The sequence below is a fragment of the Salmonella sp. JXY0409-18 genome, assembly GCF_020268625.1.
Lineage (GTDB): Bacteria > Pseudomonadota > Gammaproteobacteria > Enterobacterales > Enterobacteriaceae > Salmonella > Salmonella enterica.
On record NZ_CP084216.1, the window covers coordinates 207,665 to 229,221 of the forward strand.

Sequence of the window (21,557 nt, forward strand, 5' to 3'; positions counted from 1 at the left end):
TGATTGGCAAAAAATATTTCAGGAATACATTAACGCTGGCGGTACGGATATTGGCGTTAGAATAGCTACGGGTGCTTGAGACTGTTTGTCTCAGGTATTTACCAAAAGGCAGACAGAGAAAAGCCCCACCTGACTATAAATCAAAAGTGCATTGCACCCATTATTGATCTCTTCAATAACGAAGCTATCCCCTACAGTATTTCAGAACGTCCAACCATGCCGATGATCGATGACATACTCATGAAGGCATTTGCCAGACTTGATGCGGGTACCAATCCGGTTCTTCATTCAGATCAGGGCTGGCAATACCGTCATTGATGGTACCAGTATCAGTTACGAGAGTTTGGCATCATCCAAAATATGTCCCGCAAAGGCAACTGCCTTGATAATGCCTGTGCAGAATGTTTTTTCGGGACTTTAAAATCAGAAAGTTTTTACACCAGTAAATTTAAGGATATTGATGAACTTAAGATAGCTATTGAGGATTACATACGATACTACAATACCCGACGAATTAGCCTTAGATTTAACGGACTCAGCCCGGTTGAATACCGCCTAAAGAGCTATCCAGGCAGAAATTAACAAGGTCTGTACAGGGATGCTATCAGGAAACCTGAACGTTGGTGGATACGGTCACGCAAATGTCTGCTATGAGAGAGGAACGGACGCCCTATTTCACAAAAATTAGTATTGTTCTACAAGTAACTCTCACAATGAGGTTTTATGAAAATCAGAAGGTTCAGTAATGGGGATGAAATATCGTTATTCAGAGTTTTTTTCTCATCTGTACATACGATCGCATCACACTACTACACACGTGAACAAATTGATGCTTGGGCCCCAGCAGATATCGACCTGGAGCGATGGGCCAATCACATTAAGGAATTACAACCTTTTGTTGTAGAGCTGGATGGTGAAATAGCTGGATATGCAGATGTTCAACCAAATGGATACATTGATCATTTCTTTGTATCAGGAACCTATTCAAGACAGGGGGTAGGGACACTACTGATGAATTGCATTCATGAGGAAGCCAGACAGCGTGGAATTAGTGAACTTACTTCAAATGTAAGTAAGGCTGCGGAAGTGTTCTTTCTACGACACGGCTTTCATATAGTGGAGCGAGGCTTTCCTATTTGCCGTGGAGTGACATTACAAAATGCTCTGATGAGGAAATGTTTGGCGAAATAATAGTCAGCCTGCAGAAAGGCAGCATTGTTCTTTTGCCTTGTTGAACTCAGTAAACCGCTACAATGAGCAATTTCCGCTGCTGGCACAAAGCGAACATCAGTATTCAAAAAATGAAAAACGACGACTTGATGTATATCGTTTGCTATACATGGTGGTTGTGCTATTCTTGTAAAGCAAATGCTATACAAAGGGTGTCTCATGAAATCAGATGTTCAACTTAACCTTAGAGCTAAGGAATCGCAGCGGGCGCTCATTGATGCAGCTGCGGAAATCCTTCACAAGTCACGTACAGATTTCATTCTGGAAACGGCCTGCCAGGCTGCCGAGAAAGTGATCCTTGACCGCCGTGTATTTAACTTTAACGATGAGCAATATGAGGAGTTCATCAATCTGCTTGATGCACCGGTCGCAGATGATCCCGTTATCGAAAAACTGCTGGCAAGGAAACCTCAGTGGGACGTGTAACAGCACCAGAACCTTTGTCCGCTTTTCATCAGGTAGCTGAGTTCGTCAGCGGTGAAGCTGTGCTCGATGACTGGTTGAAGCAAAAGGGCCTCAAAAACCAGGCTCTCGGAGCGGCCAGAACATTTGTGGTGTGCAAGAAAGACACGAAGCAAGTAGCCGGTTTTTACTCTCTGGCCACCGGCAGCGTCAACCATACAGAAGCGACAGGCAATCTTCGGCGTAACATGCCAGATCCCATCCCTGTCATTATACTTGCCCGTCTTGCTGTCGATCTCTCATTCCATGGAAAAGGGCTTGGTGCTGATTTACTTCATGATGCAGTGCTTCGTTGCTATCGGGTTGCCGAGAATATTGGTGTACGTGCAATCATGGTTCATGCACTTATCGAAGAAGCCAAAAATTTCTACATTCACCATGGTTTCAAATCATCACAAACTCAGCAGCGAACTTTGTTCCTTAGGCTCCCTCAATAGAATGCAAAGACTGTTACGTTCAAATCGCTATAAGCGATAATTTGATAGAACGTCTAAGGTTAAATTCAGGAAGAATACGACGAACAAAATATTGATGAGACAGGAATCCGCGTGATGCAAGAAAGCAACGGAATGGATAATTCGATTGCGGACAATGTTATTTAGTTATAGCCAGAAACAAAAAAGAGCCCATGTATTAAATGGACTCTTTCGCTGATGCCTCGGTTAATCTGTCCAGGTTTTGGGGTCAGTACAAAGTGAGCCCACCTCTGCCATTCTTGTGGCGTTATGCATTCTCAAGGCACTCTGTTAATTTTATCTTGTTGGCGTTTTATAGGCCCGATAACCCATTATGTTATCGGGCATTTTTTTAACGTAATGGTAATTCCGTCAGACAGGTCTGGCTGTCATCTCTGGTGGCAATGGCATGTGACGCCGTTTTACCGTTGTAGCTTACTTCCAGCGTCCCTTCCATATTGCGCGGTAGCCAAACACCGATAAATCCGTTTCGATAGCTTTGCATCTCTTTTTGTACGATGACAGCGCCTTTACTGTCTGTCACTTTTACAGTGAACGGTTTATTCGGCATTTCTCCCTGACAGCCGGAAAGGCTGTGGTTAAAACAGGGGTGTGTCCGCCATTCATAGGGCGCAAAAGAGAGATAGAATTTGTCGCCTAACGGCAGCGTATAAATCTGCTCTCCGTCAGATAATTTGAGCTCGGTACTGGTAATCGACGCGGAGTAAGGCAAAGGACGGCTCTGCGGCGTCTGATCAATCGTATCCACGATCTGCTCAACCGTTTTTCCCGCCAGCCCATGTTGCGCTAGAAAAGCGGATTCTGCGGATGCCGCAAGCGCGGAGCCGCTGGCGCATAAACCCAAAAGTAATAACCATGATGATTTCGACATAACTTCAATTCCTTGTGAACAATCTCCCTGCCTACTATAGGGGTTCCCCTAAGGGAAAGGTCAAAGGAACGCAGGGTAAAGTAATGCAAAGTTATGCTGGGGGAGAGGGGGAATTGGAATAAAAAAAATCCCCGCCATCAGGCAGGGATTCAAAATTCTGAGCTTTTTAAGCTTACAGGCTGGTTACGTTACCAGCTGCCGGGCCTTTAGCGCCGCTTTCGATGGTGAAGGAAACTTTCTGACCTTCGTCCAGAGATTTGTAACCATCGTTCTGAATAGCGGAGAAGTGTACGAACACGTCTTTAGAACCGTCATCAGGAGTAATAAAGCCGAAGCCTTTATCAGCGTTGAACCATTTTACGATACCAGTCATTTTACCGGACATAGTGTATTACCTTTTAAAAAATAAGTGTGCCTTTCGGCGTTATGGCGTGCTTTACAGATTTTTTAAGCGTTAAGGAAATGCGCACTACGAGGGGTATCTAATGGATAACTCTTGAAGGGACTTGCCTTACTAAACTGCTTTAATGGTCTGTACGTCAAACCGTTGAGCACATTAACTCATGTAATGCCGGGCGATGCAACTTTTATTTTACTTTATTTCTCCAGGTCAGGAATCGAGCGGGGAAAACGGTCCTTGCGCAGGACCGTTAAAACAGAAAGGGGTAAAAATTACTCCATCAATTGCTTACTTAAGCGTGGGTTTGCCTGTATCAGGCGCATCAATTTGAGCTCTGCTGGCGTGGGTTTTTCGCGTTTCGATTCCCATTCCTGAACCATGGCAACCGTTACGCCCAGCGCTCTGGCGAATTCATCTGTTTTTAGTCCCGTCCCTCTCCGTAACTGTTCAAATTCGGTAAAAGGATTGGGTTTTTGCGTCAGGGTGATCTTTCGCGTTTCATCTTTAAAAACAATTTGTTCCAGGCTGCTCAGCAGCTCAAACATCGGATCTTTATATTCCATTGAGAACTCCTGTAAATCACACAGCGGGATCGTGAAGTGCATCGAAGCCTCTTAAGAATAGTCGGGAAACTTGCGGGTGGGGGGTGACGCGCCGCCAGGAAGCGCTATCGATTCGTTTCGATGCCTTACGCTACGCGACTTTTAGGACGCTAACAATTTGATCCAGGAAGGTATATCCGTCTTTCAGAAAATAATTGTAAAGATTAAAAAAATATTACATCCCCCGCTGGAAAGCTTTCTTGCCGCGTTTTTTATCGCAGTGTCAGGCCAAAAATTAACAATAAAATAACAAATTAAGCATTGATGCAGATAAACATAATTTTCCGCTACAAGATCGCGTGGAAAGGGTATCCTGCAAGCCTGACCTGGACTATCCTTGTAAGCCGTCAGGCACGCAGGTGTCGTTGTGCGCATTTTTGGGTGAAAGGAGTATTAACAATGGCGACAGGTAAGTCCTGCTCTCGCTGGTTTGCGCCTGTTGTGGCGTTATTAATGGTGTTTAGCCTGAGCGGGTGTTTTGATAAAGAAGGCGATCAGCGCAAAGCGTTTGTCGATTTCCTGCAGAATACAGCAATGCGTAGCGGAGAGCGTTTACCAACGCTGACGGCCGATCAGAAAAAACAGTTTGGTCCGTTCGTGTCTGATTACGCGATACTGTATGGCTACTCGCAGCAGGTAAACCAGGCGATGGATTCCGGTCTGCGCCCGGTGGTCGATAGCGTTAACGCCATCCGCGTTCCGCAGGATTATATGACGCAACGTGAGCCGCTGCGGCAGGCAAATGGTTCGTTAGGCGTGCTGGCGCAACAGTTGCAGAATGCAAAACTGCAGGCTGATGCCGCGCATGGCGCGTTAAAGCAGGCCGATGACCTGAAGCCTGTGTTTGATCAGGTCTACAAAAAAGTGGTCACCGTGCCGGCAGATGCTTTGCAGCCGCTGATCCCGGCGGCGCAGATCTTTACGCAGCAGTTGGTACAAGTGGGCGATTATATTGCGCAACAGGGCGAGCAGGTGAGCTTTGTCGCGAACGGCATTCAGTTCCCGACCTCACAGCAGGCCAGCCAATATAATGCGCTGATTGGGCCGTTGGCCTCGCAGCATCAGGCGTTTAATCAGGCCTGGACGGCGGCGGTAAACGCGACTCAGTAATGACAGTCTGCCCGATAAGCGCAAGCCAGCGCTTATCGGGCCTGTAGCGTTATCCCGCCGCCTGCGGATTGACGCAGTTCTTCTCTATTTTTCCCTGCAGCGCATCAATCAAATTATCCACCGCACAGGCCATCATGTTGTAGCGCGTCTCATGCGTTGCCGAGCCAATATGCGGCACCGCGACGACATTAGACATGTTCAGCAGGGGCGAATCCACGGATAGCGGTTCCTGCTCAAAGACATCCAGACCTGCCGCATATATTTCACCGTTTTGCAGCGCGGCAATCAGCGCGTTTTCATCGACCACCGGGCCGCGTCCGGCATTAATAAAAATGGCGGACGATTTCATTCTGGCAAACTGTGTTGCGCCAAACAGATGTCGCGTTTCTGCCGTTAGCGGCAGGATCACGCAGACAAAATCAGCCTCCTGCAACAACGTATCCAGATCGCAGTAGCGGGCGTTAAACCGGTCTTCCGCCTCCTGATGCCGCCGACGGGCGTGATAGAGAACCGGCATGGTAAACCCAAAGTGCGCTCGCTGCGCCAGCGCCATCCCGATACGCCCCATCCCAACGATACCGAGTGTTTTGTGATGCACATCGACGCCAAACCACGCCGGGCCAATGCTTTCCGTCCATTCACCCGCTTTAACCCGTTCTGCGACGTCCACCACGCGGCGGGCAGTAGCCAGCATCAACGCCATCACCGTATCGGCAACGGTTTCCGTCAAAACGGCAGGCGTGTGCATCAGGACTATTTTGCGAGCAGTAAGGGCGTCCACCTCGACATTATCGTATCCCACCGAGATGGTCGACGCCGCACGTAGCGCCGACATTTTTTCCAGCAGCGCGCGGTTAACGGTTTCGCTGGCGCCCAGAAGGCCTTGCGCGCTGGAAAATGCCTGCGCGTGTCGCGCTACCGTTTCCGGATGCAGGTTCGGTACCTGGGTGACGGTAAAATGCGCCTCCAGGCGATGCAGCAAATCATCAGGCAGGGTTTTGTAGAGAATGATGGACGGCTTCATGCGACTCTCCGTAAATCAAAAGGTAAGCGCGGCATGCGCCAACCGGAACAGGCTTATTATTAACCCGTTTAGCCATCATCGACCAGCCAATTTCCCCGCTGTCGGCAGCCGTGTCGTGGTAAATAATGAATGAATACCGAGTAATGCGCGATGTATCCGGTTTGGCGAGGGAATGGCGAGGGAGTAATGCAGGCCGGGTAAAGCATACCGCTTTACCCGGTACGGTAGTTTACTGCAATGGACTCAAGGTAATTTCGACGCGGCGGTTTTGCGCCTTACCTTCTGCCGTACTGTTGCTGGCGATCGGATTCGCCGGACCCATTCCGCTGGTACGGATACGGCTGGCGTCGACGCCCTGGGTGATCAGCGAACTGGCGACGGAGTCAGCACGCTGCTGCGACAGACGCATATTCAGATCGTGGCTACCGGTACTGTCGGTGTAGCCCACCACATTGACGGCGGTCTTGGGATACTCTTTCAGCACCATCGCCACGCCGGTCAGCGTGTTAGCGCCTGCCGGTTTCAGCGTCGCGCTGCTGCTGTCGAAGGTGACATTATTCGGCATATTCAGAATGATATTATCGCCGCTTCGCGTCACGCTAACGCCTGTGCCCCGCATTTTGTCACGCAGTTTCGCTTCCTGTACGTCCATGTAGTAACCCACGCCGCCGCCCAGCGCCGCGCCAGCCGCCGCGCCAATCAGCGCGCCTTTACCGCGATCTTTTTTGGAGGAGGAGAGTGCGCCGATGCCTGCGCCGACCAGCGATCCAATACCCGCGCCAATGCCGGATTTACCTGCTTCGCGTTCGCCGGTGTAAGGGTTTGTTGTGCAGCCAGATACTGCCAGGGCGCCGCTCACGATGGCAGCAATCACAAATACACGTTTTTTCATCTTAAATCCTTATCACTTTTTTATTTTTACCACAGCGACCGTGGCGGTTGATTATGACGTCTGCACATGAAGAAAATTCCAGGGAAAACTCTGAAATTTGTAAGTAACATTGATCGGCAAAATAAATAATCCCAATAATTCAGGAGCGAACCTTGACCCACGTACCATCGCGTCATTCGGTATTGACCGCCGCACACTGGGGGCCAGTCCGCGTTGAAACCGACGGAGAACGCATTTTTGCCTCGTATGGCGAACTCCCGACGGCACACCAAAACTCCCTGCAAACCGTTGTGCATGACCAGGTTCACAGTAAAACGCGGGTTCGCTTCCCGATGGTGCGTAAAGGGTTCCTGGCTTCTCCCGATAAGCCGCAAGGCATACGCGGGCAGGATGAGTTTGTTCGCGTAAGTTGGGATGACGCGCTGGATCTGATCCACGCTCAGCACAAACGTATTCGCGAAAGTTATGGACCATCGTCCATCTTCGCCGGCTCCTACGGTTGGCGTTCGAACGGCGTATTGCATAAAGCGGCTACGCTATTGCAGCGTTACATGGCGCTGGCGGGAGGGTATACCGGCCATCTTGGCGATTATTCCACCGGCGCGGCGCAGGCTATCATGCCTTATGTAGTGGGTGGCAACGAGGTTTACCAGCAGCAGACTAGCTGGCCGGTGGTGCTGGAACACAGCGAGGTGGTGGTGCTCTGGAGCGCGAACCCGCTGAATACTCTGAAAATTGCCTGGAACGCCTCGGATGAACAGGGGCTCGACTATTTTGCGGCGTTGCGACAAAGCGGCAAGCGCCTGATCTGCATCGATCCGATGCGATCGGAAAGCGTCGACTTTTTTGGCGATAAGATGGAGTGGATCGCCCCGCATATGGGCACCGATGTGGCGTTAATGTTGGGGATCGCCCATACGCTGGTGGAAAACGATTGGCAGGATGAAGCGTTCCTTGCCCGCTGCACGACGGGTTATGACCGTTTCGCCGACTATCTTTTGGGCAAGACCGACGGTACGGCCAAAACAGCGGAATGGGCGGCGGAAATTTGCGGCGTTTCTGCGGTGAAAATTCGTGAACTGGCGGAAATATTTCATCATAACACCACCATGTTGATGGCCGGTTGGGGAATGCAGCGTCAGCAGTTCGGCGAGCAAAAGCACTGGATGATCGTCACGCTGGCCGCAATGCTGGGGCAAATTGGTACGCCTGGCGGCGGGTTTGGTTTTTCTTATCATTTTGCTAACGGCGGAAACCCGACGCGCCGCGCCGCCGTGTTAGCCTCGATGCAGGGAAGCATCCCTGGCGGGGTCGATGCGGTAGATAAAATACCGGTGGCGCGTATTGTCGAGGCGCTGGAAAACCCCGGTGGGTTTTACCAACACAATGGGATGGATCGCCGCTTCCCGGATATTCGTTTTATCTGGTGGGCGGGCGGCGCGAACTTTACCCATCATCAGGATACCAACCGTCTGATTCGCGCGTGGCAAAAACCGGAACTGGTCGTTATCTCAGAATGTTTCTGGACGGCCGCCGCGAAACACGCGGATATTGTTCTGCCTGCGACCACCAGCTATGAGCGTAACGATTTAACCATGACCGGCGACTATAGCAATCAGCATTTGGCGCCGATGAAGCAGGTCGTGTCGCCCCGGTGGGAGGCGCGGAATGATTTTGACGTTTTTGCTGAACTGAGCGAACGGTGGGAAGCCGGCGGTTACGCTCGGTTCACCGAAGGAAAAAGTGAGCTGGCGTGGCTGGAGACTTTCTACAATATTGCCGCCCAGCGTGGCGCCAGCCAGGGGGTGACGCTGCCGCCGTTTGCCGCATTCTGGCAGGCTAACCGTTTACTGGAGATGCCGGAAAATCCCGCCAACGCGCAGTTTGTGCGCTTCGCGGATTTTCGCCGCGATCCTGATAACCATCCGCTAAAAACGGCCAGCGGCAAAATCGAAATCTATTCTGCGCGCATTGCCAGCTATGGTTACGCGGATTGTCCCGGCCATCCGATGTGGCTGGTGCCGGATGAGTGGCACGGGAACGCTGATGCGGGGCAGGTTCAGCTACTTTCCGCGCATCCGGCGCACCGTCTGCATAGCCAGCTTAACTACAGTTCGTTACGGGAGCGGTATGCGGTAGCCGGACGCGAACCGGTGACGATTCATCCGCAGGATGCGACAACGCGTGGAATCGTCGATGGCGATACGGTACGCGTCTGGAATCATCGCGGGCAGGTTCTGGCGGGCGCGGTCGTTACCGACGGAATTCGGCCTGGCGTGATCTGTATTCACGAAGGCGCATGGCCGGACCCTGAACCTACCGCAGGCGGCATATGCAAAAACGGCGCGGTAAACGTCCTGACAAAAGATCTTCCCAGTTCCCGGCTGGGGAACGGTTGTGCGGGCAACACCGCGCTGGTCTGGTTTGAGAAATATACCGGCCCGGCGCTACCGCTTACGGCGTTTGATCCGCCTGCCAACTCATAATCCAGGTGGGGTGGGCGGTATCCTCCTGCCAGGCGCTATCTTCAATACGAAAACCAAGCGCATGGTAGAAGTTTACGGCGGATTGATTTTTCTGGTAAACCTCAAGGCTCAGCAGAGGAAAACGTTGCTGGACATATTCCAGAAGCGCTTTGCCAATGCCGTGTCTTAACGCGTCGGGGGCGACAAACAGCGCCCCGACAAAACGGGCTTCCAGTACGCTGACGAAGCCTTTCAGTTGTCCATTTTCCTCCCATACCCAGGTTTGCGCGGCGGGTAAATAGACGTCGCGTACAATTGCTTCGCTCTCGTGCCAGTAACGTTCTTCGATAAAGGGATGGGCATAAATGGTACTTTTCATCCACAGCGCCAGAATAGACGCCATGTCTTCACTCTGGGATTTGCGAATCATGTTTTTCTCCCGGATGGCAAAAACAGCCGGTAATATGGTCGTTGACCAGTCCGCACGCCTGCATAAAGGAGTAACAGATAGTCGTACCGACAAACTTGAAACCGCGTTTTTTTAATGCCTTAGCAAGCGCATCGGACGCAGGTGTTGAGGTAGGGATCTCATCCAGGCTGGCCGCCTGGGTGATCTGCGGCTGGCCATCAACGAATGACCAGACAAAATCGGCGAAAGACTCGCCGTTTTGCTCCATCGCAAGCCAGGCGCGGGCGTTACTGATAATGGCCTGAATTTTACCGCGATGTCGTATGATGCCCGTGTTCTGCAGCAGGCGTTCAACATCCTCCTCCTGCATAGCTGCGATGCGTACCGGGTCAAACTGATGAAAACAGGCGCGGTAGTTCTCCCTCTTTTTAAGCACGGTGATCCAGGATAAACCGGCCTGTTGACCTTCAAGACAGATCATTTCAAACAGCTTTCTGCTATCGGTTTCCGGCACGCCCCACTCGTTATCATGATAGGCAATATAAAGGGGGTCCTGGCTGACCCAGTCGCAACGCTGCATAGACTTCCTCGTTATTGTGGTTACCGCGAAAATTTCCTTCAACCCGCCTTGACGGGCCCGCTAAAAGGACAATAGTTAATACAGGGCTGATGCCCGACATCCTTCATTCAATGACAATAATATCGCCGAATTCGGCTCTACTCTGGAGTCGCGTTGATGATTGTAAGAAAACGCCGTGGTCGCCGGACATTGCGTTGTCTGGCGGGCCTTATGGCCTGCTCGTTTTTTATCAATACCACGTATGCCTGGCAACAAGAATATATCGCTGAAGCGGCTCCGGGGCATACGACGGAACGCTATACCTGGGACAGCGATCACCAACCGAATTACAACGACATACTGGCCGAACGTATTCAGTCTACGCAAAATACGGTGGGTCCGGTGCTTAGCCTGGCGGATGAAACCCCGCTTGATGCGACCAGCGGTATCAGTATGGGCTGGAATTTTCCGCTTTCCCGACGCGTGACCACTGGGCCGGTCGCGGCGCTGCATTACGACGGTTCGACGTCATCAATGTATAACGAATATGGCGATAGCGCGACGACATTAGCGCTTACCGATCCGTTATGGCACGCCAGCGTCAGTACGTTAGGCTGGCGGGTAAACTCGCAGTTCGGCGATGTCCGTCCCTGGGCGCAAATCAGCTATAACCAACAGTTTGGGGAAAATATCTGGAAAGCGCAGTCCGGGTTGAGTCGTATGACCGCAGGAAATCAGGCGGGAAACTGGTTGGATGTCACCGTAGGCGCGGACGTGTTACTTAACCCGCACATGGCGGCGTATGCGGCGTTTTCCCAGGCGGAAAATAGCGCTACGGATAGCGATTATTTGTATACCCTGGGGGTGAGCGCTCGCTTTTAACGAGATAAACCGCCGCCTGGACTTATTAGAAGTTCATCTAATACCCTGTCTATATATTTACAAAAATATATAGGTCAATCACATTCTCTATAGACACTTTTTGCGCTTCCTGTGGTCTACTTAGCCGCGCTGGTAGACTTTCTCACATCTGCGTTAGCCGCATATTTACCTGTTTGATTAAAGAATCGTTGTACAGGTCGTTTTTATCCCGATTCCCAGGGTTTGTTTGCATGAGATACATTAAATCGATGACGCAGCAGAAACTTAGTTTCTTGCTTGCGCTCTATATCGGTCTGTTTATGAATTGCGCCGTGTTTTACCGCCGTTTCGGCAGTTATGCGCAAGAATTTACCATTTGGAAAGGCCTCTCCGCAGTTGTCGAACTTGGCGCCACGGTGCTGGTCACTTTCTTCTTACTTCGTCTTCTTTCACTGTTTGGCCGACGCGTCTGGCGTGTGCTGGCCACGCTGGTGGTGCTGTTTTCCGCTGGCGCCAGTTATTACATGACCTTCCTGAACGTGGTGATTGGCTACGGCATTATTGCGTCTGTTATGACCACCGATATCGATCTCTCGAAAGAGGTGGTGGGGCTGCACTTCGTATTGTGGCTGATTGCCGTGAGCCTGCTTCCGCTCATCTTTATCTGGAGTAACCACTGTCGCTACACGTTGTTGCGCCAGCTACGTACGCCGGGGCAGCGTTTTCGCAGCGCCGCTGTAGTGGTACTCGCAGGCGTAATGGTGTGGGCGCCTATCCGCCTGCTGGATATACAGCAAAAAAAGGTTGAACGGGCGACAGGTATCGACTTACCCAGCTATGGCGGCGTGGTGGCGAACTCCTATCTGCCTTCAAACTGGTTATCTGCGTTAGGGCTGTATGCCTGGGCGCAGGTAGATGAGTCGTCGGACAATAATTCGTTAATAAACCCGGCCAGGAAATTTACCTATGTTGCGCCGAAGGATGGGGATGACACCTACGTCGTTTTCATTATCGGTGAGACGACCCGTTGGGATCACATGGGGATTTTCGGCTACGAGCGTAATACCACGCCGAAGCTGGCGCAGGAAAAAAATCTGGCGGCGTTCCGCGGCTATTCTTGCGATACCGCGACGAAGCTTTCTTTACGCTGTATGTTTGTACGGGAAGGCGGGGCGGATAATAACCCGCAGCGTACCTTAAAAGAGCAGAATGTGTTTGCCGTTCTCAAACAGCTCGGATTCAGTTCCGATCTGTACGCCATGCAGAGCGAGATGTGGTTCTATAGCAATACCATGGCGGATAATATCTCCTACCGCGAGCAGATCGGCGCCGAGCCGCGTAACCGTGGTAAAACGGTTGATGATATGCTGTTGATTGATGAGATGCAGAACTCGCTTGCCCAGAACCCGGAGGGTAAGCATCTGATTATCCTGCATACTAAGGGGTCGCATTTTAACTATACGCAACGTTATCCGCGCAGCTACGCTCAGTGGAAGCCCGAATGTATTGGGGTCGATAGCGGCTGCACGAAAGCGCAGATGATCAACTCTTACGATAACTCCGTGACCTATGTGGATCACTTTATTACCAGTGTGTTCGATCAGCTACGTGATAAAAAAGCGATTGTGTTCTACGCGGCTGACCACGGCGAGTCGATTAACGAACGTGAACATTTGCACGGTACGCCGCGCAATATGGCGCCGCCGGAGCAATTCCGTGTTCCGATGCTGGTATGGATGTCGGATAAATATCTTGCCAGTCCGCAACATGCGCAGATGTTCGCTCACCTGAAACAGCAGGCGGAGATCAAAGTGCCGCGTCGTCATGTGGAGCTGTACGATACGATAATGGGCTGCCTGGGGTATACATCGCCGGATGGCGGCATTAACCAGAACAACAACTGGTGCCATATTCCCGATGCGCAGAAAGTCGCCGCGAAGTAGGTTGTCTGCCGACTTTCTCGCCGATTGAATTGTATTTTGCGACTAAGGGATTGACGGGCGTGCGCCTGAGCAGTAAGATGCGCCCGCATTCGGTGATTGGCGCAGCCTGGTAGCGCACTTCGTTCGGGACGAAGGGGTCGGAGGTTCGAATCCTCTATCACCGACCAAATTCAGAAACCCTGCTCAACGAGCAGGGTTTTTTGCATCTGAAGCCTGACGAGGATGAGAACCTCCGGGGGCAAGAGGTTCGACTCGAGCGCAGCGAGAGAACGTTGCGTCAGCAACGGCCCGCAGGGCGAGCCACGCAGTGGCGAGTCATCCTCTATCACCAGCAGGTTGACGCTCGCACCACCAGTTCAGGCATGATCCCGTCGCTGTGACTGACCTTCTTGCCCGCCAGCAAATCAAATAATAGTGTGATTGCCTGTCGCGCCACCTCATCAAGATGCATATTCACTGCCGTCAGCGGCGGCAGCGATTCGCGCGCGCGGATACCATCATAGCGGGTGACCACGCGCATCCGCTCCGGGATAGCTACTGCCTGTTCCTGAAAAGCGCGTACCGCGCCGCTGGCAAAGGTATCGATCAGCACCAGCACGCCGTCAACGTCGGGATGCGCCTGTAATAGCTGCTGCGCGGCCTGGTAGCCGGCATTTTCACCCTCGCTTTCATTGAGAGAGTAGACGACGGGGTCCTGGCGCCCCGCGCACCAGCGCTGGTAAGCCGCTTCGCTCTCCTGAACTGATGTTCGCCGAGTGTTACCGACAAATAACGCACATTTGCTGGCGCCGGAGGCCTCCAGATGCGTTAGCAGAAGCTGTGCTGTTGCCGCCGAGTGCAGCTCAACCCACGGCACAGGCGTGTCGGCGCCCGGCGTGCGGCCAATGGTGACGCAGGGAATGCCCGCTTGCGCCAGCGCCTGGAGCTGCGGGTCGTTCTCCGCCGGCTCAATCAGGATCGCCGCGTCAAAGCTGACGGCATCCAGTGGATTTGCCCCCGGCGGCACCAGAATCAGCGCATGCTGTTTTTCCAGCGCCATCATCGCGGACGTTAACGCCACCTCCATCATAAATCCCAGTCGTGACGCACCGGAGGCAATCGCCAGCGGCACCGAAGAGAGCAAGGCAATGGTATTGGTTTTGCCGGTTCGCAACTGGCGGGCGCGAATATTCGGCGTGTAGTTGAGCGCAACAATGGCCTCTTCAATACGCCGTCGCGTCTGCGGCTCGACAAAGCGGGTGTTGTGCAAGGCATTGGATACCGTCCCTGGCGACACGCCTGCATGGCGGGCAACATCAATCAACTTTGCGCGTTTTTTATTTTGAACAGCCATCTGCTTCCTGACCTTCGAAAGTTTGCGCACAGGGTAGCATATTTACCAGACGGTAACGTTTGCTTTTTTTCGGTGAGGATCGTAAAAAACTCTTCATTAAAACGTTTTAATGGGGTATTTTGGCGCAAATTTATTCCTCAGGAGGCGATGTGGCACACTTAACTCAGGATTCGACTTTCACCCTTGGACGCCGTCTGGCGGGCCTTATCTACGCTGATAAGGCGAAGAGCTTTGGCGGCTATACGCTTTTTGCGCCGCAAACCGCCGAAGGGCGGGTTTACCTGGTGGACGAGCAGGGCGAAGTCGCGCATCAGTGGCAGCTTCCGGTTCGCGCCGGGCGTGATGCAGTGCTGCTGCCGAACGGTAATCTGGGTTATAACGGCAGCCACCGCACTTCAGCGAACCTCTATCCGGCGTGGGATCTCTGGCACGGCGGCGACTTCTACGAAGTGACGCCGGATAACGAAATCGTCTGGCATTACGAAGATATTTACCATCACCACGATGCGCAGTGGCTGGAAAACGGTAACCTGCTGTATACCGCCGCGTCGCCGTTACCTGCCGATATCGCCGCCCGTGTTACCGGCGGCGACCCACGCCGCGATGCGCCGGACGGCGTGATTCAGAGCGACGTCGTCAAAGAGGTCAATCGCGACGGTGAAGTGGTCTGGGAATGGCGTGCCTGGGAGCATTTGAATCCGGAAGATTTCCCGATTCATGATATTTTCGATCGCCGCCACTGGCCGATGATTAACGGCCTGTCCGTCACCCGTGATGGCCTGGTACTGATGAGCCTGCGTACCACTTCCGGTGTCATTGCCGTGGATAAAGAGAGCGGGAAGGTTATCTGGCATGCAGGGCCGGAAGTCGTAGCGCAGCAGCACACGCCGGTTGAGATGGAGAACGGATCGATTCTGGTTTTCGATAACGGCAACCTGCGTCCCGGCGTCACCTCGCCGCACTCCACGGTGCTGGAGTTCGATCCGCAGACCAAAGCGATTACCTGGCAGTATCGCGATATCTTCCCGCCGGCGTTTTTCTCGCCGTATATGGGGAGCGCGCAGCGGCTGGCGAACGGCAACACCTTTATCTGTGAATCGGCGTTTGGCCGCCTGTTTGAAGTCACCCCGGAAGGCGAAACGGTATGGGAATATATCATTCCGTTCTTTAATGAATATCCGGAGCACCTCAGTAAAGGCATTATTCCTGGAAAACAGAACAGCGCCTTCCGTGCGCATCGCTATGCCGCTGATGCCATTAGTTGGTTGAAATAATGCAGACCGCCAGCCCGCGCTGGCGGTTATTTTTTTGATGTTTTATGGGAGTTAATCATGCCGCAACCTGGCCTTACTACGCCGGATAACGATGCATTACCCTGGCAAACCACCTTACTTTTGGCGCTTCAGCATGTGCTGGTCGTTGCCGCCACCCCCATTACCTCCGTCTTCCTGATCGCCAAAGCGCTGCACTTTACCGATACGGTGACCGCCTCGGTACTTAGCGCGACCTTTCTGATGTGCGGTCTGGGCGCTATTTTGCAAAGCCTGGGTGTGAAAGGGGTGGGCGCGCGTTTGCCGTTTATTATGGTACCGGGGGGCGCGCCGATTGCGATTTTCGTTGCGATCGCTTTACAGACCAATATCCAGACCGCGATTGGCGCCGTAATTCTGACCTCGCTGTTCTACTTTATCGCGTTGCCGATTTTCCGCCGCTGCCTGCACCATTTTCCCCCCTTTATCATTGGCATCATGCTGCTAATGGTGTCGATTAACCTTATTCGCCTGTACGGCGGGTTGATCATTGGCCAGCCAGGGAGCGCCGACTTCGCTCATCCAACCAGTATCATTTTATCGCTGGGGACTATCCTGATAACGCTGATTTTCGCGCTGGCGTTTAGCGGTATTTTGCGCCAGTTGGCGGTGATGTTCGGCCTTTTAGCGGGGACGTTGCTGGGAATGGCGCTGGGCAGCACCGATTTTAGCGGTGTTGGTCACGGGCCGCTGTTTAGTTTCCCACAGCTTTTGCCGTTCGGCTGGCCGATTTTTGATCTCTCCGCCTCGCTGCCGTTACTGATTTACGCGGTCATCTCTATGGCTGAAGCAACCGGGCAAACGATTGCGACCGCGGAAATAGTCAATTCTACGCAAAATGTGCAGCAGGCGATTCCACGCACCATTCGTGGTGATGCGGTAATGTCGCTGCTGGGGGGGATTTTTGGCACCTCCTTAATTATCACCTCCGGCGAAAATATTGGGGTGGTACGCACCACTAATGTGAAATCGCGTTTCGTGACTGCGGCTGCCGGAGGGTTGTTAATCCTGATTGCCATATTCGCGCCGCTGGTACGTCTGGCGACCTGTTTGCCAGGTTCGGTGGTGTGCGGTACGGCGGTGATTGTCTTCAGCATTATCGGGGTCATCGGCATTGATATGATTGCGCGTGAGCCACTGCATACGCCGGGTAAAACCTACGCGCTGGCGATGGGGCTGGCCATGGGAATGCTACCTATACTGGTACCCGGCCTGTATCAGAATTTCCCGGCGGGCGTACAGATGGTCTTTGGCAACGGCATGGCAGCGGGGACGTTGACAGCGATTCTGGTGAACTCGTTGTTTAACTGGAGCGAAAAGCGCACGCAGGCCAGGGTCAAAAGTTAGTTTTTGTGATCGCGGTAGGCCGCACGACGGCCTACTTATTTACAATTTTGTGACATATTCGATGGTGTTTTTCAATGTCCGGATAACTCTTTTTTGCACACGGCTTATGGATAACCTCAGCATTTTCGCCTGTGCGTTTTAGCGTTAGTGGTATTAATCGCTCAGATAATCAACATATCGAAAGAAATTTTTCAATTAATGGCTAATTGTTAATCACTAACTGTTGCAAAATATTAAGTGAATAACTCTGCCTTTCTGCCCATAGCACAAATTTCCCTGCTGAAAATACCCTTCTGAACTTTTTTTAATCTTTGTTTGTTAATTCTCACCGTTGTTGTAAAAGCTGGTTACCTGTATTGACGTTTTGACATTCTATTGACAGATTGTAGGGAATGAGGGGCATTTTATGGAGAATCCGCACTGCAACTCAGTCGATTATGCGAACGGAATCCCCACCTCTCACTACTGACCTGACCAGGTAAAAAACAAAAAAGGCCGGGCGGTAAAAGCCTTTGCAAAGGGCAAAACAACATACATCACAATTATTGGAGCAGAAGAATGAGTATTTCCTTGAAGAAGTCAGGGATGCTGAAGCTTGGTTTGAGCCTGGTGGCCATGACCGTTGCAGCCAGCGTGCAGGCCAAAACCCTGGTTTATTGTTCAGAAGGCTCGCCGGAAGGCTTTAACCCACAGCTCTTTACGTCTGGCACCACCTATGATGCCAGCTCCGTACCTATCTATAACCGTCTGGTTGAATTCAAAACCGGCACCACGGAAGTGATCCCGGGTCTTGCTGAGAAGTGGGATATCAGCGAAGACGGTAAAACCTATACGTTCCACCTACGTAAAGGGGTGAAATGGCAATCCAGCAAGGATTTCAAACCCACGCGCGAGCTGAACGCCGATGATGTCGTGTTCTCTTTTGACCGGCAGAAAAACGAGCAGAACCCGTACCATAAAGTGTCTGGCGGCAGCTATGAATACTTTGAAGGCATGGGGCTGCCGGATCTGATTAGCGAAGTGAAGAAGGTAGACGATCACACGGTGCAGTTTGTGCTGACGCGTCCGGAAGCGCCGTTCCTTGCCGATTTAGCCATGGACTTCGCCTCTATTCTTTCTAAAGAATATGCTGACAACATGCTGAAAGCCGGTACGCCGGAAAAAGTGGATCTGAACCCGGTCGGCACTGGCCCGTTCCAACTGGTGCAATATCAGAAAGATTCCCGCATTCTCTACAAAGCTTTTGACGGCTACTGGGGCACGAAGCCGCAGATCGACCGTCTGGTCTTCTCCATCACCCCTGACGCCTCTGTGCGTTACGCCAAACTGCAGAAGAACGAATGTCAGGTGATGCCGTATCCGAACCCGGCGGATATTGCGCGCATGAAAGAAGATAAAAACATCAACCTGATGGAGCAGGCCGGTCTGAACGTGGGTTATCTCTCCTACAACGTACAGAAAAAACCGCTGGATAACGTCAAAGTTCGCCAGGCGTTGACCTATGCCGTGAATAAAGAGGCCATCATCAAAGCCGTTTATCAGGGCGCGGGCGTTGCGGCGAAAAACCTGATCCCGCCGACAATGTGGGGCTACAACGACGATATTAAAGACTACGGCTACGATCCGGAAAAAGCGAAGGCGCTGCTGAAAGAAGCCGGTCTGGAAAAAGGCTTCACCATCGATCTGTGGGCGATGCCGGTACAGCGTCCCTATAACCCGAATGCGCGTCGTATGGCGGAAATGATCCAGGCGGACTGGGCGAAGATTGGCGTTCAGGCCAAAATTGTCACCTATGAATGGGGCGAATACCTCAAGCGCGCTAAAGATGGCGAGCACCAGACGGTGATGATGGGCTGGACCGGCGATAATGGCGATCCGGATAACTTCTTCGCCACGCTGTTCAGCTGCGATGCCGCCCAGCAAGGCTCCAACTATTCAAAATGGTGCTACAAGCCGTTTGAAGACCTGATTCAGCCTGCGCGTGCGACCGATGACCACAACAAGCGTATTGAACTCTATAAACAGGCCCAGGTCGTGATGCATGACCAGGCGCCAGCGCTGATCATCGCTCACTCCACGGTTTATGAGCCAGTGCGTAAAGAAGTTAAAGGCTATGTGGTTGATCCATTAGGCAAACATCACTTCGAAAACGTCTCTGTCGAATAATTAAAAGAGCGCTGCGCCCCGGTGTTGTGTAGGCCGGATAAGCGCAGCGCCATCCGGCGTAATGCTTTATCCGCGATGCAGTTTGCGTGGGATAAGATTTGTGAGCAATACAGACTCACGGTTCCAGGCCGTGGGTCATGAGAGAGAATTCGGGTTATGTTGCAGTTCATTCTCCGACGTTTGGGACTCGTTATCCCGACGTTTATCGGTATTACCCTTCTCACCTTTGCCTTTGTCCACATGATCCCCGGCGATCCGGTGATGATCATGGCGGGTGAGCGAGGTATTTCCCCTGAGCGTCATGCTCAACTGCTGGCTGAACTCGGTCTTGATAAACCGATGTGGCAGCAGTACCTCCATTATATCTGGGGGGTGATGCATGGCGATTTAGGCATCTCGCTGAAAAGCCGAATCCCCGTGTGGGACGAGTTTGTGCCTCGCTTTAAAGCGACGCTGGAACTTGGCGTCTGCGCCATGATTTTTGCCGTCGCCGTGGGGATTCCGGTGGGCGTGCTGGCCGCAGTGAAGCGCGGTTCTATCTTCGATCACACTGCTGTTGGCCTGGCGCTGACCGGTTACTCTATGCCTATCTTCTGGTGGGGCATGATGCTGATCATGCTGGTCTCCGTCCACTGGAACCTGACGCCGGTTTCCGGGCGCGTGAGCGATATGGTGTTCCTTGATGATACCAATCCGTTGACGGGCTTTATGCTGATCGACACCGCTATCTGGGGCGAAGAGGGTAACTTTATTGATGCGCTGGCGCATATGATCCTGCCTGCGATGGTGCTCGGTACAATCCCGCTGGCCGTCATTGTGCGTATGACCCGTTCGTCGATGCTGGAAGTGCTGGGGGAGGATTACATCCGTACCGCACGCGCCAAAGGGTTGACCAGGATGCGCGTCATTATCGTCCATGCTCTGCGTAACGCCATGCTGCCAGTCGTCACCGTGATCGGCCTGCAGGTCGGGACGCTGCTGGCGGGCGCGATTCTGACAGAAACTATCTTCTCGTGGCCCGGTCTGGGGCGCTGGCTGATCGATGCGCTGCAACGCCGCGATTATCCGGTAGTGCAGGGCGGCGTGTTACTGGTAGCGACGATGATTATTCTCGTCAACCTGCTGGTAGACCTGCTGTACGGCGTGGTGAACCCGCGTATTCGGCATAAGAAGTAAGGGGCCATCATGTCACAGGTTACTGAAAATAATGTTAATGCCGCACCGGCGCCCATGACGCCATTGCGGGAGTTCTGGCACTATTTCAAACGCAATAAAGGCGCGGTCGTCGGGCTGGCGTATGTTCTCATCGTGATCCTGATTGCGGTGTTTGCCAACTTTATTGCGCCGTACAACCCGGCAGAGCAGTTCCGCGATGCGCTGCTGGCGCCGCCGGTCTGGCAGGAAGGCGGCAGTTGGGCGCATATTCTGGGAACGGATGATGTTGGTCGCGATGTCCTCTCGCGCCTGATGTATGGCGCGCGTTTGTCGCTGCTGGTCGGCTGTCTGGTGGTTGTCCTGTCGCTGGTAATGGGGATTATTCTCGGCCTGGTCGCGGGCTACTTCGGCGGTCTGGTCGATAACATCATCATGCGCGTGGTCGATATTATGCTGGCCCTGCCGAGCCTGCTGCTGGCGCTGGTGCTGGTGGCGATCTTCGGCCCCTCCATCGGCAACGCTGCGCTGGCGTTGACGTTTGTGGCGCTGCCGCACTATGTCCGCTTAACCCGCGCGGCGGTTCTGGTAGAGGTGAACCGCGATTATGTGACTGCCTCCCGCGTGGCGGGCGCAGGCGCGATGCGTCAGATGTTCGTCAATATTTTCCCGAACTGCCTTGCGCCGCTGATCGTTCAGGCATCGCTCGGTTTCTCTAACGCCATTCTCGATATGGCCGCCCTCGGCTTTCTTGGCATGGGCGCGCAGCCGCCAACGCCGGAGTGGGGCACCATGCTCTCTGACGTATTGCAGTTCGCGCAAAGCGCCTGGTGGGTGGTGACCTTCCCGGGGCTGGCGATTCTGCTGACGGTGCTGGCATTTAACCTGATGGGTGACGGTCTGCGTGACGCGCTCGATCCCAAACTGAAGCAGTAAGAGGTTCGA

Annotated in this window: 20 protein-coding genes, 1 tRNA gene, 1 other RNA gene and 1 pseudogene; 15 read left to right on the forward strand and 8 right to left on the reverse strand. The window is 52.7% G+C overall.

What is annotated here, in order from left to right; genetic code table 11:
- Positions 1-150 precede the first annotated feature (150 nt).
- The 4 genes and pseudogenes from LDB27_RS00970 to LDB27_RS00985 all read left to right on the forward strand — a co-directional run.
- Positions 151-582: pseudogene (locus LDB27_RS00970) on the forward strand (transposase); the annotation flags it as partial.
- Positions 583-723: 141 nt separating this feature from the next.
- Complete coding sequence (locus tag LDB27_RS00975; RefSeq protein ID WP_000702452.1) at positions 724-1,191, forward strand: GNAT family N-acetyltransferase; 468 nt, start codon at positions 724-726, stop codon at positions 1,189-1,191.
- Between the two features lie 177 nt (positions 1,192-1,368).
- Complete coding sequence (locus tag LDB27_RS00980; protein WP_000965886.1) at positions 1,369-1,656, forward strand: DUF1778 domain-containing protein; 288 nt, start codon at positions 1,369-1,371, stop codon at positions 1,654-1,656.
- Positions 1,644-2,129, forward strand: a complete 486-nt coding sequence (locus LDB27_RS00985; RefSeq protein WP_000533907.1) for a GNAT family N-acetyltransferase — start codon at positions 1,644-1,646, stop codon at positions 2,127-2,129. The genes LDB27_RS00980 and LDB27_RS00985 overlap by 13 nt, the downstream gene beginning before the upstream one ends.
- Before the next feature lie 370 nt (positions 2,130-2,499).
- Here LDB27_RS00985 and cueP read toward each other — a convergent pair whose 3' ends face one another.
- The 3 genes from cueP to LDB27_RS01000 form a co-directional block, all read right to left on the reverse strand.
- Positions 2,500-3,039, reverse strand: a complete 540-nt coding sequence (cueP, locus tag LDB27_RS00990) for a copper-binding periplasmic metallochaperone CueP (protein ID WP_000047140.1) — start codon at positions 3,037-3,039, stop codon at positions 2,500-2,502.
- Positions 3,040-3,211: 172 nt separating this feature from the next.
- Positions 3,212-3,424, reverse strand: coding sequence for an RNA chaperone/antiterminator CspA (gene cspA / locus LDB27_RS00995; protein ID WP_000014594.1), 213 nt, complete (start codon positions 3,422-3,424; stop codon positions 3,212-3,214).
- Between the two features lie 287 nt (positions 3,425-3,711).
- Positions 3,712-4,002: an HTH-type transcriptional regulator gene (locus LDB27_RS01000; RefSeq protein ID WP_000455790.1), complete on the reverse strand. Its 291-nt coding sequence runs from the start codon at positions 4,000-4,002 to the stop codon at positions 3,712-3,714.
- A 438-nt stretch (positions 4,003-4,440) separates the two neighbouring features.
- On the opposite strand from LDB27_RS01000, the gene LDB27_RS01005 reads away from it, so the two are divergent.
- A complete protein-coding gene (locus tag LDB27_RS01005) occupies positions 4,441-5,151 on the forward strand; it encodes a DUF3053 domain-containing protein (protein ID WP_000190524.1) in 711 nt (236 codons plus the stop codon).
- Between the two features lie 49 nt (positions 5,152-5,200).
- On the opposite strand, the gene ghrB is transcribed toward LDB27_RS01005, so the two are convergent.
- A complete protein-coding gene (gene ghrB, locus LDB27_RS01010; protein WP_000804695.1) occupies positions 5,201-6,175 on the reverse strand; it encodes a glyoxylate/hydroxypyruvate reductase GhrB in 975 nt (324 codons plus the stop codon).
- A gap of 229 nt (positions 6,176-6,404) precedes the next feature.
- Positions 6,405-7,067, reverse strand: coding sequence for an OmpA family lipoprotein (locus LDB27_RS01015; protein WP_000747548.1), 663 nt, complete (start codon positions 7,065-7,067; stop codon positions 6,405-6,407).
- A 152-nt stretch (positions 7,068-7,219) separates the two neighbouring features.
- On the opposite strand from LDB27_RS01015, the gene LDB27_RS01020 reads away from it, so the two are divergent.
- A complete protein-coding gene (locus tag LDB27_RS01020) occupies positions 7,220-9,553 on the forward strand; it encodes a molybdopterin guanine dinucleotide-containing S/N-oxide reductase (protein ID WP_000150094.1) in 2,334 nt (777 codons plus the stop codon).
- On the opposite strand, the gene LDB27_RS01025 is transcribed toward LDB27_RS01020, so the two are convergent.
- Together LDB27_RS01025 and tag are read right to left on the reverse strand one after the other, a co-directional pair.
- The gene (locus LDB27_RS01025) at positions 9,522-9,962 is read right to left on the reverse strand and encodes an N-acetyltransferase (protein ID WP_000619902.1); all 441 of its coding nucleotides are present in this window, start codon (positions 9,960-9,962) and stop codon (positions 9,522-9,524) included. The genes LDB27_RS01020 and LDB27_RS01025 overlap by 32 nt on opposite strands.
- Positions 9,940-10,521 carry a DNA-3-methyladenine glycosylase I gene (gene tag, locus LDB27_RS01030; protein WP_001188416.1) on the reverse strand — a complete coding sequence of 194 codons (582 nt, stop codon included), beginning with the start codon at positions 10,519-10,521 and terminating at the stop codon, positions 9,940-9,942. The genes LDB27_RS01025 and tag overlap by 23 nt, the downstream gene beginning before the upstream one ends.
- A 156-nt stretch (positions 10,522-10,677) precedes the next feature.
- Here tag and LDB27_RS01035 point away from each other — a divergent pair, with 156 nt between their 5' ends.
- The 4 genes from LDB27_RS01035 to LDB27_RS01050 all read left to right on the forward strand — a co-directional run bounded on the left by LDB27_RS01035 (position 10,678) and on the right by LDB27_RS01050 (position 13,638).
- On the forward strand, positions 10,678-11,382 hold the full coding sequence (locus LDB27_RS01035) for an autotransporter outer membrane beta-barrel domain-containing protein (protein ID WP_000637073.1): 705 nt from the start codon (positions 10,678-10,680) through the stop codon (positions 11,380-11,382).
- A 230-nt stretch (positions 11,383-11,612) separates the two neighbouring features.
- Positions 11,613-13,304: a kdo(2)-lipid A phosphoethanolamine 7''-transferase gene (gene eptB / locus LDB27_RS01040; RefSeq protein ID WP_001269247.1), complete on the forward strand. Its 1,692-nt coding sequence runs from the start codon at positions 11,613-11,615 to the stop codon at positions 13,302-13,304.
- 90 nt (positions 13,305-13,394) lie between these two features.
- Positions 13,395-13,471, forward strand: a tRNA-Pro gene (locus tag LDB27_RS01045).
- A gap of 34 nt (positions 13,472-13,505) precedes the next feature.
- A non-coding RNA gene (locus LDB27_RS01050) (RtT sRNA) lies at positions 13,506-13,638 on the forward strand.
- Here LDB27_RS01050 and LDB27_RS01055 read toward each other — a convergent pair.
- A complete protein-coding gene (locus LDB27_RS01055) occupies positions 13,630-14,637 on the reverse strand; it encodes a substrate-binding domain-containing protein (protein ID WP_000290695.1) in 1,008 nt (335 codons plus the stop codon). The two genes, LDB27_RS01050 and LDB27_RS01055, sit on opposite strands and share 9 nt — an antisense overlap.
- Before the next feature lie 149 nt (positions 14,638-14,786).
- On the opposite strand from LDB27_RS01055, the gene LDB27_RS01060 reads away from it, so the two are divergent.
- The 5 genes from LDB27_RS01060 (at position 14,787) to dppC (ending at position 21,548) form a co-directional block, all read left to right on the forward strand.
- Positions 14,787-15,911 carry an aryl-sulfate sulfotransferase gene (locus LDB27_RS01060; protein WP_000940805.1) on the forward strand — a complete coding sequence of 375 codons (1,125 nt, stop codon included), beginning with the start codon at positions 14,787-14,789 and terminating at the stop codon, positions 15,909-15,911.
- A gap of 57 nt (positions 15,912-15,968) precedes the next feature.
- Positions 15,969-17,294: a uracil-xanthine permease family protein gene (locus LDB27_RS01065; protein WP_001136076.1), complete on the forward strand. Its 1,326-nt coding sequence runs from the start codon at positions 15,969-15,971 to the stop codon at positions 17,292-17,294.
- Between the two features lie 558 nt (positions 17,295-17,852).
- The gene (dppA, locus tag LDB27_RS01070) at positions 17,853-19,460 is read left to right on the forward strand and encodes a dipeptide ABC transporter periplasmic-binding protein DppA (RefSeq protein ID WP_000028049.1); all 1,608 of its coding nucleotides are present in this window, start codon (positions 17,853-17,855) and stop codon (positions 19,458-19,460) included.
- Between the two features lie 156 nt (positions 19,461-19,616).
- The gene (dppB, locus tag LDB27_RS01075; protein ID WP_000938843.1) at positions 19,617-20,636 is read left to right on the forward strand and encodes a dipeptide ABC transporter permease DppB; all 1,020 of its coding nucleotides are present in this window, start codon (positions 19,617-19,619) and stop codon (positions 20,634-20,636) included.
- A gap of 9 nt (positions 20,637-20,645) precedes the next feature.
- Complete coding sequence (gene dppC / locus LDB27_RS01080; RefSeq protein WP_000084690.1) at positions 20,646-21,548, forward strand: dipeptide ABC transporter permease DppC; 903 nt, start codon at positions 20,646-20,648, stop codon at positions 21,546-21,548.
- Positions 21,549-21,557 lie beyond the last annotated feature (9 nt).

Coding starts and splice junctions, on each gene's coding strand:
- LDB27_RS00975 (WP_000702452.1), top strand. CDS start 724: ATGAAAATCAGAAGGTTCAGTAATGGGGATGAAATATCGTTATTCAGA.
- LDB27_RS00980 (WP_000965886.1), top strand. CDS start 1,369: ATGCTATACAAAGGGTGTCTCATGAAATCAGATGTTCAACTTAACCTT.
- cueP (WP_000047140.1), bottom strand. CDS start 3,039: ATGTCGAAATCATCATGGTTATTACTTTTGGGTTTATGCGCCAGCGGC.
- cspA (WP_000014594.1), bottom strand. CDS start 3,424: ATGTCCGGTAAAATGACTGGTATCGTAAAATGGTTCAACGCTGATAAA.
- LDB27_RS01000 (WP_000455790.1), bottom strand. CDS start 4,002: ATGGAATATAAAGATCCGATGTTTGAGCTGCTGAGCAGCCTGGAACAA.
- LDB27_RS01005 (WP_000190524.1), top strand. CDS start 4,441: ATGGCGACAGGTAAGTCCTGCTCTCGCTGGTTTGCGCCTGTTGTGGCG.
- ghrB (WP_000804695.1), bottom strand. CDS start 6,175: ATGAAGCCGTCCATCATTCTCTACAAAACCCTGCCTGATGATTTGCTG.
- LDB27_RS01015 (WP_000747548.1), bottom strand. CDS start 7,067: ATGAAAAAACGTGTATTTGTGATTGCTGCCATCGTGAGCGGCGCCCTG.
- LDB27_RS01025 (WP_000619902.1), bottom strand. CDS start 9,962: ATGATTCGCAAATCCCAGAGTGAAGACATGGCGTCTATTCTGGCGCTG.
- tag (WP_001188416.1), bottom strand. CDS start 10,521: ATGCAGCGTTGCGACTGGGTCAGCCAGGACCCCCTTTATATTGCCTAT.
- LDB27_RS01035 (WP_000637073.1), top strand. CDS start 10,678: ATGATTGTAAGAAAACGCCGTGGTCGCCGGACATTGCGTTGTCTGGCG.
- eptB (WP_001269247.1), top strand. CDS start 11,613: ATGAGATACATTAAATCGATGACGCAGCAGAAACTTAGTTTCTTGCTT.
- LDB27_RS01055 (WP_000290695.1), bottom strand. CDS start 14,637: ATGGCTGTTCAAAATAAAAAACGCGCAAAGTTGATTGATGTTGCCCGC.
- LDB27_RS01065 (WP_001136076.1), top strand. CDS start 15,969: ATGCCGCAACCTGGCCTTACTACGCCGGATAACGATGCATTACCCTGG.
- dppA (WP_000028049.1), top strand. CDS start 17,853: ATGAGTATTTCCTTGAAGAAGTCAGGGATGCTGAAGCTTGGTTTGAGC.
- dppB (WP_000938843.1), top strand. CDS start 19,617: ATGTTGCAGTTCATTCTCCGACGTTTGGGACTCGTTATCCCGACGTTT.
- dppC (WP_000084690.1), top strand. CDS start 20,646: ATGTCACAGGTTACTGAAAATAATGTTAATGCCGCACCGGCGCCCATG.